Below are 14,430 nucleotides of genomic sequence, written 5' to 3'. Positions count from 1 at the left end.
CCTTGCCCGATGGTGCGGGACCATAGACAGCCGTCCGCTGCCCCTGCAACCGCTTCCACAATCCTCACACACAAGAGGGTTTGCAAAGTCACAAAAAAGTCTAGTTTCGCGCCGGGTTGTGGCGAGGATGAATTTGACCTTTGACTCTCTGCGAAGCCGGATCGGCTTCTGGCTCAGGCTGGCCGGGCGCGCCTTTGCCCGCAGCTGGGGTCGCGACGTCATGCTCTATACCGGCGGGGTGTCCTTCTTTGCCCTGCTGGCGGTGTTTCCCGCGATCGCCATCCTGATCGGTCTCTACAAGGTGGGTCTGTCGATCAGCGAGGTAAGCGCCCAGGCGACGGCGCTCGCCGACGTCATGCCGGCCGCCGCCCGCAGCATCTTCCTCCAGGAAATCACTCGCCTGACCAATGCCTCGGCCCGCACCGTCTCGGCCCAGAGCGCCTTCGCCCTGATCATCGGCGCCTACGCTGCGCATCGGGGATTCAAGGCCTTGTTGGCGGGTCTTAATCTCATTCATGATGAGGCCGAGCCGCATGGCTTCCTCAGGTTCAATCTGCTGGCCTTCTTCGTCGCCCTGTTCGCCTTCGGACTTTTCACGGTCGTCTCGGGGTCCGTCGTGACGGCGCGGCTGCTGTCCCACGCCGATGCGGCGGGAACCGGGGCCGTATCGGGCAGCGGCTACGTACCGCTGGATGTCCTGCTCCCTGCGGTCGGCCTGTCGTTCGGCCTGACCCTGCTTTACCGCTACGCCATGTCCCACAAGACCCGGGTGGCCTGGCGCCCCGCGCTGACGGGCGGGGTGATCGCCACCGTTCTGTCCATGATCTCGTCCTGGCTCTGCGCCATCTATGTCGAGCAGATTGCGGTTCTCGGGGCGACCTATGGCTCGGTCGGCGCGGTCGTCGTTCTGCTGATCTGGCTGTCCTGGAACGTCAATGCGATCTTCTACGGCGGCGCTTTTGCCACCGAGATGGAGGTCGTCGCGCGCGCCCGGGACGAGGCGCTGGTCGCCGAGGTCGAGGAAGCCCTGAATCAGACCCCCAAGGTCGTCAGCCTGACGGCGCGGCGCCAGTCTCGACAGTAATCCGCAGCACGCCGCCGACGTCCTCGATGCCGATCAGTCGGTGCGGTCCGTCGGTCAGCATGTACGGGACATCGATGCGCGCCATCGGGTCCGACGCCATCAGCACGATCACCTCACCGGGCGCGGCGACCTCCAGCGCACGCGCCAGCCTCAGGCTCGGCACCGGACAGCGATGCCCCCGTGCATCGACAAGAAGCGGGGCAGGGGTCACGCCAATCCTTCCAGCAACAGCATCAGCGCCTGTTCGGTCGCCGCCCCTCGGATCGCCTGCCGGTCCTGCTGGGTGAAGCGTCGCTCCACATGTCGAACGCCCTCCGCCGTGGCCAGGCCGAAATGGACCAGACCGACGGGCTTGTCGGCCGACCCGCCGCCCGGCCCGGCGATACCGGTGACAGAGACCGCGACATCGACCCCGGCCCGGTCCCGCGCCCCCGCCGCCATGGCTTCGGCCACGGGCTTCGACACTGCCCCGTGGGCAGCGATGAGGGCTTCGGGCACCCCCAGCATCCGCGTCTTTGCCGCATTGGAATAGGTGACCGCCCCCTGTTCCAGCACCGCCGAGGAGCCGGCCACCGAGGTCAGGGCGGCGGCGACCAGCCCCCCCGTGCAGCTTTCGGCCGTGGCCAGCGTCATGCGGCGTGATCGCGCGCGCGTCACGACCGTTTCGGCCAGGGTCATCAGATCGGGAGCGAACATGGGCTATCGGCCTTCGCGAGTCAGCCTTACGGTGGACCACAGGGTGCCGCGCCGGTGCCCGCCTGTCGATGACCGTCCAGTCGGGAGCCCCCATGAGCCAGACCAGCCTGATCGACGGGACCGAGCCCCTCGGTGTCCGCCTGACCCCGCTGATCTTCGGTCTGGCGATCTTCACCTCGGCCATGCTGGTGTTTTCGGTGCAGCCGATGATCACCAAGCTGGTCCTGCCGGTGCTGGGGGGGTCTCCCTCGGTCTGGAACACGGCCATGGTGTTCTTCCAGACGGGCCTGCTGGCCGGCTACACCTATGCCCACCTGCTGCAGAAGGTCGCCTCCCTGCGCCTCCAGGTCGGCATTCACCTGGTTCTCCTCGTGCTCGCGGCCATCTTCCTGCCGCTCCGGGTCAATGGTCTGCTGGGGGATCCGGACCCCGCCGCGCCCATCGTCTGGCTGCTGGCGACGCTGGCGATCTCGGTTGGTCTTCCGTTCGCGATCCTGTCGGCCACCGCCCCCCTGCTTCAGGCCTGGTACGCCCGCGTCCGCGTGGGACACACCGACGGCCAGAATCCCTATGTCCTCTATGCCGCCTCCAACCTCGGCAGCTTCCTCGCCCTGCTGGCCTATCCCGTGCTGATCGAGCCACTCAGCTCCCTGTCGGGTCAGCGGTGGGGCTGGAGCGCGGGTTACGGCCTCTTTGTGCTGATGATTGTGGTGCTGGGCCTGACCGTCTGGCGGGCCCGGGCGCTGTCCCGGGCCGAGCCGCCGCCGCTGGCCCGGACCGCGCCGATCGACTGGCGCGAAAAGGGGGTCTGGGTGCTGCTGGCCGCGGCTCCCTCCAGCCTGATGCTGGGCGTGACCGCCCATCTGACCACGGATGTGGCTTCGGCCCCGTTCCTGTGGGTCCTGCCGCTGGCCCTCTATCTTCTGACCTTCGTCATCGCCTTCCAGAGCCGCCCGTGGATCCCCCTGCCGGTCACCCTGATCGTCCAGTCCGCGCTTCTGGCCGTCACCGTCAGCATGGTCGCGTTCCGCAGCTCCAGCTGGATGCTGATCCTGGTGGTTCACCTCACGACCTTCTTCTTCACCGCCCTGCTGTGCCACCAGCTGCTGGCGGGGCGTCGCCCGCCCCCGGACCGGCTGACGGAATTCTACCTGCTGCTGTCGGTCGGCGGCATGCTGGGCGGGGTATTCAATGCCCTGATCGCACCCGTGATCTTCAGCATGGTGTGGGAATATCCCCTGGTGCTGGTGGCGGTCGGCCTGGCCCGACCCAGGGGGGGGCCGTTTACCCTTCGTCACGGCTATTTCCTGGTGGCCGCCGCCTTTCTGGCCATCATGCCGCATGTGGCCATGGAGGTGATCCGCCAGAACGAGTCCCTCTGGCCCTACTTCCAGAATTTCAGCACCCTGCAACTGGCCTCGCTCATTCTCGGGGCCGCAGCCATCTGCGCCTTCATGGTGCGGGACAAGGCCCTGGTGTTCACAGGCGTGCTCCTGATGATCGCCCTGTCGGCCCAGCATGTGGCGCGCGGCTATGACTGGAGCCTGACCGAGCGCAGCTTCTTCGGAGTCATGCGCGTGGCCGAGATCGACGACCCCGGCATGGGCGGTCCGGTCCACGTCCTGATGCACGGCACCACCCTGCACGGGGCCCAGGCGCGACATCCTGACCATGCCTGCAACCCGACCATGTACTACGCCTATTCGACCCCCATCGGCCTGGCGACCTGGGTGGTCCAGTCCCGCGCGCCTGCGGTCCGCATGGGCGTGGTCGGCCTCGGCGCAGGGGCCATGGCGGCCTACAAGCGGCCCGGCGACACCCTGACCTTCTTCGAGATCGATCCCATGGTCGACCGCATGGCCCGGGATCCGCGCTGGTTCACCTTTATCTCGGACTGCGCCGCCGGCCCGGTCGGGACCGTGCTGGGCGACGCCCGCCTGACCCTGGCGCAACAGCCGGACGCCGCCTTTGATATCCTCATCATCGACGCCTTCTCCTCGGATGTCGTGCCGACCCACCTGCTGACGGTCGAGGCCCTGGCCGACTATCTGCGTCTGGTCGGGCCGACCGGCGTCGTGGTCCTGCATGTGTCGAACCGCAACCTCGACATCACCCTGCCCACGGTCGCCGCCGCGCGTCAGCTGGGTGCCGCCGAGCGTCACCGCATCTATGTCGAGCGTCCGGACCAGCCCGACATGGCCGAGGCCTCGACCGAGGTCCTGATCATGTCCCCGACCGAGGAAGGCCTTGCCGACTTCGTTACCGATCCGGGCTGGCGGGTCATCGCCGACACCCGGGTGCGCCCCTGGACCGACGACTACGTCAATCTGTGGGGCGCCCTGGTCCGCGCCAACTTCTAGGGGGCAGCGGGCAGGGTGAGGGTGGCCACCGCCTGGGCGGCCAGGCCCTCACTGCGCCCCGTAAAGCCCAGCTGTTCGGTCGTGGTCGCCTTGACGCTGACGGCCTGCAGCGGAATCCCGCACAGTTCGGCCAGCCGCCCGCGCATCGCCTGACGGTGCGGTTTGATCTTCGGCTCCTCGCAGATCAGGGTCACATCGACATTGACGATCTGGCCGCCGCGCGCCGCCAGTCGCTGGACGGCGTGCACCAGAAACCGGTCGCTTGATGCCCCCTTCCACTGCGGATCGGAGGGCGGAAAGTGGTCGCCGATGTCGCCGTCCCCCATGGCGCCCAGAATGGCATCGGTCAGGGCATGCAGGCCCGCATCGGCGTCCGAATGGCCGATCAGGGTCCGGTCGTGCGGAATCTCGACGCCGCACAGCCATACCGACGTCCCCGGTCCCCAGCGATGAACATCGAACCCCTGTCCCACGCGCGTCACGGACGGCGGGGTCAGTCCGGCAGCGAGCGCCTCGGCCATGATGAAGTCCTCGGGATAGGTCAGTTTGAACAGGCGGGGATCGCCGGCGACCAGCACGACCCGGCCACCCGCCGCGCGCACGGCCTCGGCTTCATCGGTCGGCGGCACGGTACCCGACCAGTCGGTCAGGGCCGCCCGCACCGTGGCCAGGCGGAAGGCCTGGGGCGTCTGGGCCCGGAACAGGCCGTCGCGATCGACGCTGTCGCCGAGCCCGGCGGCATCGCCGCGCCGCAAGCTGTCGACGGCGGGCAGGGCGGGGACGGCTCCGTCGGCGTCGCCCAGCGCCTCGATCAGCCGGTCGATCACACCCCGCTCCAGAAACGGTCGCGCCGCGTCATGGATCAGCACCGGCGTGTCTCCCATCGCGCCGCCGTCCGCCGCGAGGGCGTTCAGCCCGCGCATCACCGACTCCGCGCGGGTCGCCCCGCCCTCGACCGCCCGCCAGCCGGTCAGCCCCGCCAGCGCCGTCGGCACGTCCGTCAGACGATGCGGGCCCACCACGACCACCACATCGGTCGCCCCCGCCTGCAGCAGGGCCCGCACCGACCAGCGCAGCACGGGCACGCCCGCCAGCGCCACCCAGGGCTTTTCCACACCCGCCCGCGAGCCCGAGCCCGCGGCAACGACAACAGCCTGAAACGTCATGACGGTCTTCTAGGCAGTACACACGCCCTTGACGAGAGGGGGCCGGGGCGAAGATAGGGGCCGATGGCTTCCTCCCTCCAGATCGGCGATGTGACCGTGCCCGGTCGGGTGCTGATGGCCCCCATGACGGGCGTCACCGACCTGCCGTTCCGGCGCGTGGCCTCGCGGCTTGGCGCGCCCTATGTCGCGACCGAGATGGTTGCCTCGGCCGAGCTGGCTCGCGGCCGTCCGGATGTCGTTCGCCGGGCGGCGGTGGGCGAGGGGCTTCCGTTGACGGTCATCCAGCTGGTCGGGCGCGATCCCGACGCCATGGCCGAGGGCGCGCGGATGGCCGAGCGCGCGGGGGCGGACCTGATCGATCTCAACTTCGGCTGCCCGGCCAAGGAGGTCACCGGCGCGGCCTCGGGCTCGGCCCTGATGCGGGCCCCCGATCTCGCCTGCCGCATCATGGAGGCGGTCGTGGGCGCGGTCCGCCGCCCTGTGACGGTCAAGATGCGTCTGGGCTGGGATGAAAACGACCGGAACGCCGCTACCCTCGCGCGACATGCCGAGCAGATCGGGGTCCAGGCGGTGACGGTCCACGGTCGCACCCGCAAGCAGTTCTACACGGGCAAGGCCGACTGGCAGGCGGTCGGTGAGGTGAAGGACGCCGTTTCCATCCCCGTCGTCGTCAATGGCGATGTCCTGACGCTTCAGGATGCCCGCGACGCGCTGGAGCAATCAGGGGCCGACGCCCTGATGCTGGGGCGTGGTGTCTATGGCCGGCCCTGGCTGGCGGCCCGGCTCGAGGCCGGCCTGAATGGCGATACCGGTCCCGATGCTCCCGACCGCGCCGACCGGCTGGCGCTCGTCATCGATCACATGCAGGCCTCGCTGGACTTCTACGGCTATCCGCTGGGGCTGAAGATGTTCCGCAAACACCTCGGCTGGTATATCGAACAGGCCCCCTGGCCGGCGGACCCCTCCGAGCGCCGTGCCGCAAAGGCGCGTCTGTGCCGGATGGATGATGCCGACGCCGTCGCCCGGGCCCTCTCGGACCTCTGGCAGGGCTAGTGCCGCATATTCGCAACTAACCTGTTGATCATCGGCCACAGGTGTCGGATGGTGCCGGACGCATGACCGGCCCTGTGACAGCAGATGAAATGCCCAAAAGCCGGCCGCTGGATGCGGCGATCGGCGCGCTGCGAGCCGGAATCTCCACCCCGGCCGGGCGTCCGGTGTTCGGGGTGGCCTATACTGTCGCCTTCCTGATCACGGTTGCCGCCATCTGGCTGGTGGCCCTCGCTCCGGAGGCCGGAGGCGAGGGCGGGGCCCGGGTCGCAGCCAGCCGGGCGGTCCTCTACATCCTTCTGGGCAATCTGGTCCTGATCCTGACGCTGGCGTCCGGCGTCGGCATCCAGGTGCTGGATCTGGTCCGCAATCGCAAACAGGCCGGGGCGCGCCTGCACCTGCGGTTTGTCACCCTGTTCTCGCTGGTGGCCGTGGTTCCGGCCATTCTCATTGCCCTTGTGTTCGGTGTGCTGGTGAACCGGGGCGTGGATCAGTGGTTCAGCGTCAACGTCAGCGCGGCGGTCGAGAACGGCGCCGATATCGGCCGGGCCTATGTCCGCGATGTCAGCCTTGAACTGGAGTCCGATCTGGCCACCATGGCCAATGAGCTGACGGCCCCTGAGGCCCGCGCCGATTTCCGTAACAGCCGCATCCGGTTCTCCGGCCTTCTGGCCCAGACGGCCGGCATCTTCGGCTATCCGGCGCTCTATATCCTCGACGGTCAGGGGCGGGTGCTGGCCAGCGGCGAATTGCCCGGTGCCCCGCTGTATGTCGGCCCTCCCCGCAGCGATCTGGAGATGGCGGCCCAGGGAGAAATCGCGCCCACCGGCGTGACCGAAAACCCGGACACCATCCGTACCCTCTATCCGCTGACCGGCTACGGCGATGCCTATCTCTATGCCGTACGGCCCCTGCAGCCAGGCCTGATCGCGCAGATGCGCAACAGCGAGCAATCCATCCAGGCCTATCGTGAGGCCCAGGAAAGCCGTTCCAGCATCCAGACCGCCTTCGCGCTCAGCTATCTCGAGACCGCCCTCCTGGTTCTGGTCGGCGCGGTCTGGCTGGGCATGTCGGCCGCCAGTGCCATTTCGGTGCCGATCGGTCGCCTGGCCCAGGCGGCGGATCAGGTCGCGGGCGGGGATCTCTCGGCCCGGGTCCAGGTCGACAAGGAACCACACGAAATCGCGGCCTTGTCCAATGCCTTCAATCGTATGACCAGCGATCTTCAGGCGCAACAGGAGGCACTCAAGGCCGCCAGCGAGGACGCCCAGGGCCGGAGCCGATTCATCGAGACCGTTCTGTCGGGGGTCAGCGCCGGGGTCATCGGTCTGGATCGCAAGGGCCGGGTCTCGGCGATCAACGCCAGCGCCGTGGAGCTTCTGGGCCTGCCCGACGCCGACCTGACCGGCCGCGAGCTGGCCGCCTTTTCACCCGAACTCAGCGAGCTGCTCAAACGCGCCGAAGCCCATATCGAGGAAGACATCGACGTCACCCGCGATGGGGAAACCCGGCGCCTGCGCGTGCGGATCGAGGGCGGTCTGGGCGGCGAAATGGTGCTGACCTTCGACGACATCACCCGCCTGGTGACGGCGCAGCGCAACGCCGCCTGGCGTGATGTCGCCCGCCGCATCGCCCATGAGATCAAGAATCCCCTCACGCCTATCCAGCTGTCGGCCGAGCGCCTGCGCCGCAAATACCGGTCACAGGTCGTCGATGACGTCGAGGTCTTTGATCGCTGCACCGAGACCATCATCCGCCAGGTCGGGGACATCGGGCGGATGGTCGATGAATTCTCCTCCTTTGCCCGGATGCCGGCACCCCGGTTCGCACCCGAAAATCCCGCCGAATTGCTCCGCCAGGCCGTCTTTGCCCAGCGGGTCGCGGTGCCGGACGTCGCCGTCGACCTCCAGCGCGGTCTGCCGAGGACCGAGCTCCAGTGCGACGGTCGCATGGTGGGGCAGGCTCTGACCAACATCCTCAAGAATGCGGGGGAATCGGTGCAGGCCCGCCGCGCCATGACCGGCGACACCACCGGTGGCCCCGCCATTCTGGCCTGGCTCGACCTCGACCCTCACAGCCTGACCTTCGTCATCGAGGATGACGGCATCGGCCTGCCCGAAAAGGACCGTGACCGCCTCACCGAGCCCTATGTCACCACGCGCGACAAGGGCACGGGCCTCGGCCTCGCCATCGTCCGTCGCATCTGTGAGGACCACGGCGGCGAGCTGAAACTGGCCGACGCCGAGACGCTTCGCGGGGCCCGGGTCTGTATGGTCTTCCCGCTCAAGGCGCCGTCCCGCACCGCGCCAGCGCCTTCCCCTTCTCCTTCTGCAACCTCAACTGCCCCCGCGGCTGAATAGAGAGAGCTCATGAAAAGCAACGGAGCCGACATACTGGTCGTCGACGACGAGGCCGACATCCGCGAACTGGTCGCCGGTCTTCTGGAAGACGAGGGCCACGCGATCCGTACCGCCTCCAACTCCGACGAGGCCCTCGCCGCCATCCGGGCGCGCAAGCCCTCACTGGCCCTGCTCGACATCTGGATGCAGGGGGGCGGCATCGACGGGCTTGAGCTGCTCGACATCATCCGCACCATCGACCCGGACCTGCCGGTCGTGATGATCTCGGGGCACGGCAATATCGAAACCGCCGTCAGCGCCCTGCAGCGCGGTGCCTATGACTTCATCGAAAAGCCGTTCAAATCCGACCGGCTGGTGGTGGTTATCCAGCGCGCGCTCGAGGCCGCCGCGCTCAAGCGTGAGAACCGCCAGCTGCGCGCCCAGGCCATGACGCCGACTGGAATCATCGGTCGGTCGGCCGCCGCCGCCGCCCTGCGCAACACCATTTCCAAGGTCGCCCCCGCCAACAGCCGGGTGCTGATCTCCGGCCCGCCCGGCTCGGGCAAGGAGCTGGTCGCCCGCCAGATCCACGAGGCCAGCCCGCGCGCCCGGTCCGAGTTTGTGGCCATCGCCGCCGCCGGCATGACGCCCGAACGCCTCGATCTCGAACTGTTCGGCGAGGAGGGCGTCGACGGCCGCCCCAGCAAGATCGGCGTGTTCGAACGCGCCCACAACGGCACCCTCTATCTCGACGAGGTGGCCGACATGCCGCGCGAGAGCCAGAGCCGGATCCTGCGGGTGCTGGTCGAACAGCGCTTCCGCCGCGTCGGCGGCGAGCAGGACGTTCAGGTCGATGTGCGGGTCATCACCTCGACCTCGCGCGATCTGAAACAGGAAATCGACGAAGGCCGGTTCCGTGAGGACCTGTTCCATCGCCTCGCCGTCGTGCCGATCCGCGTCCCGGCCCTGTCCGAGCGTCGTGAGGACATCGCCGAAATGATCGAGTATTTCACTGAGAGCATCTGCGTCTCCCAGGGGCTGCCGCGCCGCCGTATCGGCGACGACGCGGTCGCGGTGATGCAGGTCAATCCCTGGCCCGGCAACGTCCGCCAGCTGCGCAACAACATCGAGCGCCTGCTGATCCTCGCCACCGGCGACCCGTCCGAACCGATCACCGCAGACATGCTTCCCCAGGACGGCCCCTCGGACAATGCCACCCTGTCGATGGGCAATGAGCGGATCATCGCCCTGCCGCTCCGTGAGGCGAGGGAGGTGTTCGAGCGGGAATATCTGGCGGCCCAGATCATGCGCTTCGGCGGCAATATCTCACGCACGGCGGGCTTCATCGGCATGGAGCGCTCGGCCCTGCACCGCAAGCTCAAGTCGCTGGGCGTGTCGCCCGCGCGCGGCGGCGAGGACGACCCGGAAGGCGACGACGCCTGATGTCCCGCATCGCCTACGTCAACGGCCAGTACCAGCCTCACACGGGGGCCGTGGTCCACATCGAGGATCGCGGCTTCCAGTTCGCGGACGGGGTCTATGAGGTCTGGTCCGTGTTCGAGGGCCGGCTGGCCGATTTCGACGGCCATATGACCCGTCTGCAGCGCAGCCTGTCCGAACTGCGCATCCGTATGCCGATGTCGCCCCAGGCCCTGACCATCGTCCTCAGGGAAACCATCCGTCGCAACCGCGTCGACAACGGCATCGTCTATCTGCAGATCACGCGCGGCACGGCCCGTAGAGATCACCCCTTTCCCTCGCCGGACACCCCGCCCAGCGTGATTGTCACCGCGCGCCGCGTCGATCAGGCCAAGGCCGAGGCTACGGCGAGGAAGGGCGTCGCCGTCGTTACCCGCCCCGATCTTCGCTGGGGCCGATGCGACATCAAGACGGTCGGCCTCCTGCCCAATGTGCTGGCCAAACAGGCGGCGCGCGAGGCCGGGGCCTATGAGTGCTGGCTGGTCGATGAACTGGGTCTGGTCACCGAGGGCACATCGACCAACGCATGGATCATCGATGCCGATGGCGTGCTGCGCACCCGCGACACCCAGGCGAACATCCTGCGCGGCTGCACCCGTGCCACCCTGATGCAGATCATCAGGGACGAGGGCATCCCGTTCGAGGAGCGCGCCTTCACCGTCGAGGAAGCCAAGGCGGCCCAGGAAGCCTTCTTTACCGCCGCCGGCGCCTTCGTCCTTCCCGCCATTTCGATCGATGGCGTCAAGATCGGCACCGGCAAGCCCGGCCCCGTCACCCGCCGCCTTCGCGAAGCCTATCTCGAGACCGCGCGTGACAACGCCGTCTGACAGGACCGTTGCGGTTGCCGTCCGGCGTGCCGGTGACTAAGGTCGTCGCGTCGCGGGCATCGCGGCTCCGGCAGCCTCCCCGCGCCGGACAACAAGCAAGAACAGGATCAACCTGCCATGTCGCAAGACAAGCGTCAGAACCTTCAGGACACCTTCCTCAACACGGTCCGCAAGACCAAGACCCCGCTGACCATCTTCCTCGTCAACGGCGTCAAGCTGCAGGGCATCGTCACCTGGTTCGACAATTTCTGCGTGCTGCTGCGTCGCGATGGCCAGTCGCAATTGGTGTACAAGCACGCCATCTCCACCATCATGCCCTCGGCTCCGGTCGACCTGCGCGAGCCGGAAGATCAGGACTGATCCATCCGGTCCGGAGTGCTGAGGGAGCCTGTGGTCCTGTCCGTGCGTTCGCGGGCGGGACGCTTTCGTCCATTCAAAGCCCGGAACCTGCGTGTCCTCACCGCTGATTGATCATACTGCTCCGCCCGTTCGGGCGCTTGTTCTTCACCCTGACCGGTCGGCCGGCCGGGCGGGGGGCAGGCGTCCCCAGGACCGGCTGGAGGAAGCCGTGGGTCTCGCCCGCGCCCTGGATCTCGACGTCCGCGGCGAGGAGGTGATCGCCCTTCGCCGCACCACCCCCGCCACACTGTTCGGTTCGGGCAAGGTCGAGGAAATGGCCGCCCTGGTGCGCGCCGCCGAGGCCGAGGTCGTGGTCATCGACGACGCCCTGACGCCGGTTCAACAGCGCAATCTGGAAAAGGCGTGGGAGGCCAAGGTCATCGACCGGACCGGCCTGATCCTCGAGATCTTCGGCCGGCGGGCCCGCACGCGGGAAGGCCGGCTGCAGGTCGAACTGGCCCGGCTGGAGTACGAACGCTCACGCCTCGTCCGCACCTGGACCCACCTCGAGCGCCAGCGTGGCGGCACGGGCTCCACCGGCGGTCCCGGTGAAACCCAGATCGAGCTGGATCGCCGCCTGATCGCCGACCGCATCGTTAGGCTAAGGGCCGACCTCCAGGACGTGCGCCGCACGCGCGGCCTGCACCGTACGGCACGCAAGAAGGTCCCGTTCCCGACCGTCGCCCTGGTCGGCTACACCAATGCGGGCAAGTCGACCCTGTTCAACCACCTGACCGGGGCCGAGGTGATGGCAAAGGACCTGCTGTTCGCCACCCTCGACCCGACCCAGCGCCTGATACGCTTGCCGCAGGGGCGCTCCGCCCTGATCGCCGACACCGTGGGCTTCATCTCCGACCTGCCGCACGAACTGGTCGAAAGCTTCCGCGCCACGCTGGAGGAGGTCGCCGAGGCCGATCTGATCCTGCACGTCCGCGACATCTCCAGCCCCGAGACGGACGCAGAGGCGAAAGACGTCGAGGAGGTTCTGGCCCGCCTCACCCCCGGCGAGGGTGAGGAGGAGGGCAGGCTTCAGGCCCGCACCCTCGAGGTCTGGAACAAGATCGACCGCCTTGACCCGGAGATGCGCGCCGCCATGCTCGCGCGCGCGGCGACCGAGGGCGCCGTCGCCGTCTCGGCCCTCACCGGCGAGGGGCTGGAGACCCTGCGTCAGGCCATCGCCGGGCGCATCGACACCGACCCCGAAATCGACCTGACCCTCGAGCCCCAGGACGGCGAAGCCCTCGCCTGGCTGTATGAGCACGGCCGGGTCACTGCGCGGACCGAAGATACCGAGGGGCGCCTGCGGATCACCGTTCGCCTCTCCGAATCCGCTCTCGGGCGTTATGCGCGGACCTTTGGAACCGGCTGATGTCGCTGATCGAGACCACCCTGTTCCTGCTGCTGGCCGTGGTGGTGTCGGGCTCTGTCGCACGCATCACCCGGATCGCCCTGCCGCTGGTCCAGATCGCGCTGGGCGCCGCCATTGTGCTGGTCACCGGCCGGACCGTCGACCTTGAACCCGACATCTTCTTCCTGCTGTTCCTGCCGCCGCTCTTGTTTCTCGACGGTTGGCGGTTTCCCAAGGAGGACCTGTTCCGGGATGGCGAAACCATCCTCGAGCTGGCCCTCGGCCTCGTCCTCTTCACCGTGGTGGGTCTGGGCCTGCTGATCTGGTGGATGATCCCCGAGATGCCACTCGCCGTGGCCTTTGCCCTCGCGGCCATCCTGTCTCCGACCGACCCGGTCGCGGTCCAGGCTATCGCCGCCCGGGTGCCCATGCCCAAACGGATGATGCGCATCCTGGAGGGTGAGTCCCTGCTGAACGACGCGACGGGCCTGACCTGCATGCGTCTGGCCGTGGCGGCGGCAACGACCGGCACATTCGCGCTGGGCGAGGCCGTCGCCGCCTTTACCTGGCTGGCCTTCACCGGAATCGCGGTCGGTGTGGCGGTCACCTATGCGATCATCGCGACCAAGACCTGGATCACCCGCCGCTGGGGCGAGGATGTCGGTGCCCAGATTCTGATCAGCCTGCTCATCCCCTTTGCGGCCTATGCGGGGGCCGAGGCGATCGGGGGGTCCGGCATTCTGGCGGCCGTCGCGGCCGGTGTGACCATGAGCTTCGCCGAGCGCGGCACGGCGTCCGGCCAGTCGCTGGCCACCACCCGCATCCGCCGGGCCGTGGTGTGGGACACGGTCCAGTTCGTCGCCAACGGCCTGATCTTCGTGATTCTGGGCCAGCAGATGCCGTCCATCATGGCGCGCGCGGCCGAGGTTGTGGCCGGCACCTCGCGGCCCGAGGTCTGGTGGCTGGCGATCTATGTAGCCGGCATCGTCGCGGCCCTCGCGGCCCTGCGCTTCATCTGGGTGTGGACCTCGCTGCGGTTCAGCCTGTTCCGGCGTCGCAGGGGCCCCCCGCCGAAGATCGGATTGCGGCTGACCCTGGTCATGTCTCTGGCCGGGGTGCGCGGTGCGATCACGCTCGCGGGCATTCTGACCATCCCCTTCACCCTCGGCGACGGCTCGGCCATGCCCTCCCGCAATCTGGCGATCTTCCTGGCTGCCGGGGTCATCATCGTGTCGTTGCTGCTCGCGACCGTTGCCCTGCCGCGGCTGCTCAAGAACGTGGAACTGCCCCCCGAGCCTTCGACCGATCGGGAAGAGGATCAGGCCCGGATCGCGGCGGCAGAGGCCGCCCTGAAAGCCATCGATTCCACCGCCCACTCCATGGCGACCGGCAAGGCCAACCCCGACCTCTATTCCGACATCGCCAGTCGGCTGATGTCGGTCTACCGTCGGCGCATTGAGGCCCGTTCCCTCGGCGAAGGCGATGACGCCGAACAGCTGAAACAGGGCGACGCCATCGAGCGGCGGCTGCGTCTGGTCGCCCTGTCCGCCGAACGTGAGGAAATTCACCGCCTGATGCGGTCCCGCGCCCTCAACGACGAGGTCGGGCGTCGGCTGATCCGCGAGGTGGATCTGATGGAGCTTCGCTACCGCTGACCGGGGCCATGCCGGTCAGGGTCTTGC

The 14,430-nt window shown here is 68.1% G+C and carries 12 protein-coding genes; 9 read left to right on the top strand and 3 right to left on the bottom strand.

Annotated elements, in window-relative coordinates; all coding sequences use genetic code 11:
- Positions 1-133: 133 nt before the first annotated feature.
- On the top strand, positions 134-1,084 hold the full coding sequence (locus IBJ06_RS05920; protein WP_292158174.1) for a YihY/virulence factor BrkB family protein: 951 nt from the start codon (positions 134-136) through the stop codon (positions 1,082-1,084).
- Here the strand turns inward: IBJ06_RS05920 and IBJ06_RS05915 are convergent.
- On the bottom strand, positions 1,050-1,295 hold the full coding sequence (locus IBJ06_RS05915) for a sulfurtransferase TusA family protein (RefSeq protein WP_292158172.1): 246 nt from the start codon (positions 1,293-1,295) through the stop codon (positions 1,050-1,052). The two genes, IBJ06_RS05920 and IBJ06_RS05915, sit on opposite strands and share 35 nt — an antisense overlap.
- On the bottom strand, positions 1,292-1,780 hold the full coding sequence (locus IBJ06_RS05910) for a nicotinamide-nucleotide amidohydrolase family protein (RefSeq protein WP_292158170.1): 489 nt from the start codon (positions 1,778-1,780) through the stop codon (positions 1,292-1,294). Before IBJ06_RS05910 ends, IBJ06_RS05915 begins: the two co-directional genes overlap by 4 nt.
- A 92-nt stretch (positions 1,781-1,872) precedes the next feature.
- On the opposite strand from IBJ06_RS05910, the gene IBJ06_RS05905 reads away from it, so the two are divergent.
- A complete protein-coding gene (locus IBJ06_RS05905) occupies positions 1,873-4,140 on the top strand; it encodes a fused MFS/spermidine synthase (RefSeq protein WP_292158168.1) in 2,268 nt (755 codons plus the stop codon).
- Here the strand turns inward: IBJ06_RS05905 and IBJ06_RS05900 are convergent.
- Entirely contained in the window at positions 4,137-5,306 is a 1,170-nt protein-coding gene (locus tag IBJ06_RS05900) for a bifunctional 2-C-methyl-D-erythritol 4-phosphate cytidylyltransferase/2-C-methyl-D-erythritol 2,4-cyclodiphosphate synthase (protein ID WP_292158166.1), read from the bottom strand. The two genes, IBJ06_RS05905 and IBJ06_RS05900, sit on opposite strands and share 4 nt — an antisense overlap.
- A 63-nt stretch (positions 5,307-5,369) precedes the next feature.
- Here IBJ06_RS05900 and dusB point away from each other — a divergent pair, with 63 nt between their 5' ends.
- The 7 genes from dusB to IBJ06_RS05865 all read left to right on the top strand — a co-directional run bounded on the left by dusB (position 5,370) and on the right by IBJ06_RS05865 (position 14,403).
- Positions 5,370-6,359 (top strand): tRNA dihydrouridine synthase DusB, encoded by a 990-nt coding sequence (dusB, locus tag IBJ06_RS05895; protein ID WP_292158164.1) that lies wholly within the window; start codon positions 5,370-5,372, stop codon positions 6,357-6,359.
- Between the two features lie 89 nt (positions 6,360-6,448).
- Entirely contained in the window at positions 6,449-8,716 is a 2,268-nt protein-coding gene (locus IBJ06_RS05890) for a PAS domain-containing sensor histidine kinase (protein WP_292158162.1), read from the top strand.
- Between the two features lie 9 nt (positions 8,717-8,725).
- Positions 8,726-10,138: a sigma-54 dependent transcriptional regulator gene (locus IBJ06_RS05885; protein ID WP_292158161.1), complete on the top strand. Its 1,413-nt coding sequence runs from the start codon at positions 8,726-8,728 to the stop codon at positions 10,136-10,138.
- Complete coding sequence (locus IBJ06_RS05880) at positions 10,138-11,001, top strand: D-amino-acid transaminase (RefSeq protein ID WP_292158159.1); 864 nt, start codon at positions 10,138-10,140, stop codon at positions 10,999-11,001. Before IBJ06_RS05885 ends, IBJ06_RS05880 begins: the two co-directional genes overlap by 1 nt.
- Positions 11,002-11,118: 117 nt before the next feature.
- Positions 11,119-11,361, top strand: coding sequence for an RNA chaperone Hfq (gene hfq, locus IBJ06_RS05875; protein WP_123286626.1), 243 nt, complete (start codon positions 11,119-11,121; stop codon positions 11,359-11,361).
- A 91-nt stretch (positions 11,362-11,452) separates the two neighbouring features.
- Positions 11,453-12,769 (top strand): GTPase HflX, encoded by a 1,317-nt coding sequence (gene hflX, locus IBJ06_RS05870; RefSeq protein WP_292158157.1) that lies wholly within the window; start codon positions 11,453-11,455, stop codon positions 12,767-12,769.
- Entirely contained in the window at positions 12,769-14,403 is a 1,635-nt protein-coding gene (locus IBJ06_RS05865; protein ID WP_292158156.1) for a Na+/H+ antiporter, read from the top strand. Before hflX ends, IBJ06_RS05865 begins: the two co-directional genes overlap by 1 nt.
- Positions 14,404-14,430 lie beyond the last annotated feature (27 nt).

It is taken from the genome of Brevundimonas sp. (assembly GCF_016742135.1).
GTDB lineage: Bacteria > Pseudomonadota > Alphaproteobacteria > Caulobacterales > Caulobacteraceae > Brevundimonas.
Note: the sequence above shows the minus strand (reverse complement) of the source record. Positions and strands in the feature narration are given on the sequence as shown.

Bases quoted from the DNA above. Each gene is read 5' to 3' on its own strand.
- IBJ06_RS05910 (WP_292158170.1), bottom strand. From the start codon at position 1,780: ATGTTCGCTCCCGATCTGATGACCCTGGCCGAAACGGTCGTGACGCGC.
- IBJ06_RS05905 (WP_292158168.1), top strand. From the start codon at position 1,873: ATGAGCCAGACCAGCCTGATCGACGGGACCGAGCCCCTCGGTGTCCGC.
- IBJ06_RS05900 (WP_292158166.1), bottom strand. From the start codon at position 5,306: ATGACGTTTCAGGCTGTTGTCGTTGCCGCGGGCTCGGGCTCGCGGGCG.
- dusB (WP_292158164.1), top strand. From the start codon at position 5,370: ATGGCTTCCTCCCTCCAGATCGGCGATGTGACCGTGCCCGGTCGGGTG.
- IBJ06_RS05890 (WP_292158162.1), top strand. From the start codon at position 6,449: ATGCCCAAAAGCCGGCCGCTGGATGCGGCGATCGGCGCGCTGCGAGCC.
- IBJ06_RS05885 (WP_292158161.1), top strand. From the start codon at position 8,726: ATGAAAAGCAACGGAGCCGACATACTGGTCGTCGACGACGAGGCCGAC.
- IBJ06_RS05880 (WP_292158159.1), top strand. From the start codon at position 10,138: ATGTCCCGCATCGCCTACGTCAACGGCCAGTACCAGCCTCACACGGGG.
- hfq (WP_123286626.1), top strand. From the start codon at position 11,119: ATGTCGCAAGACAAGCGTCAGAACCTTCAGGACACCTTCCTCAACACG.
- IBJ06_RS05865 (WP_292158156.1), top strand. From the start codon at position 12,769: ATGTCGCTGATCGAGACCACCCTGTTCCTGCTGCTGGCCGTGGTGGTG.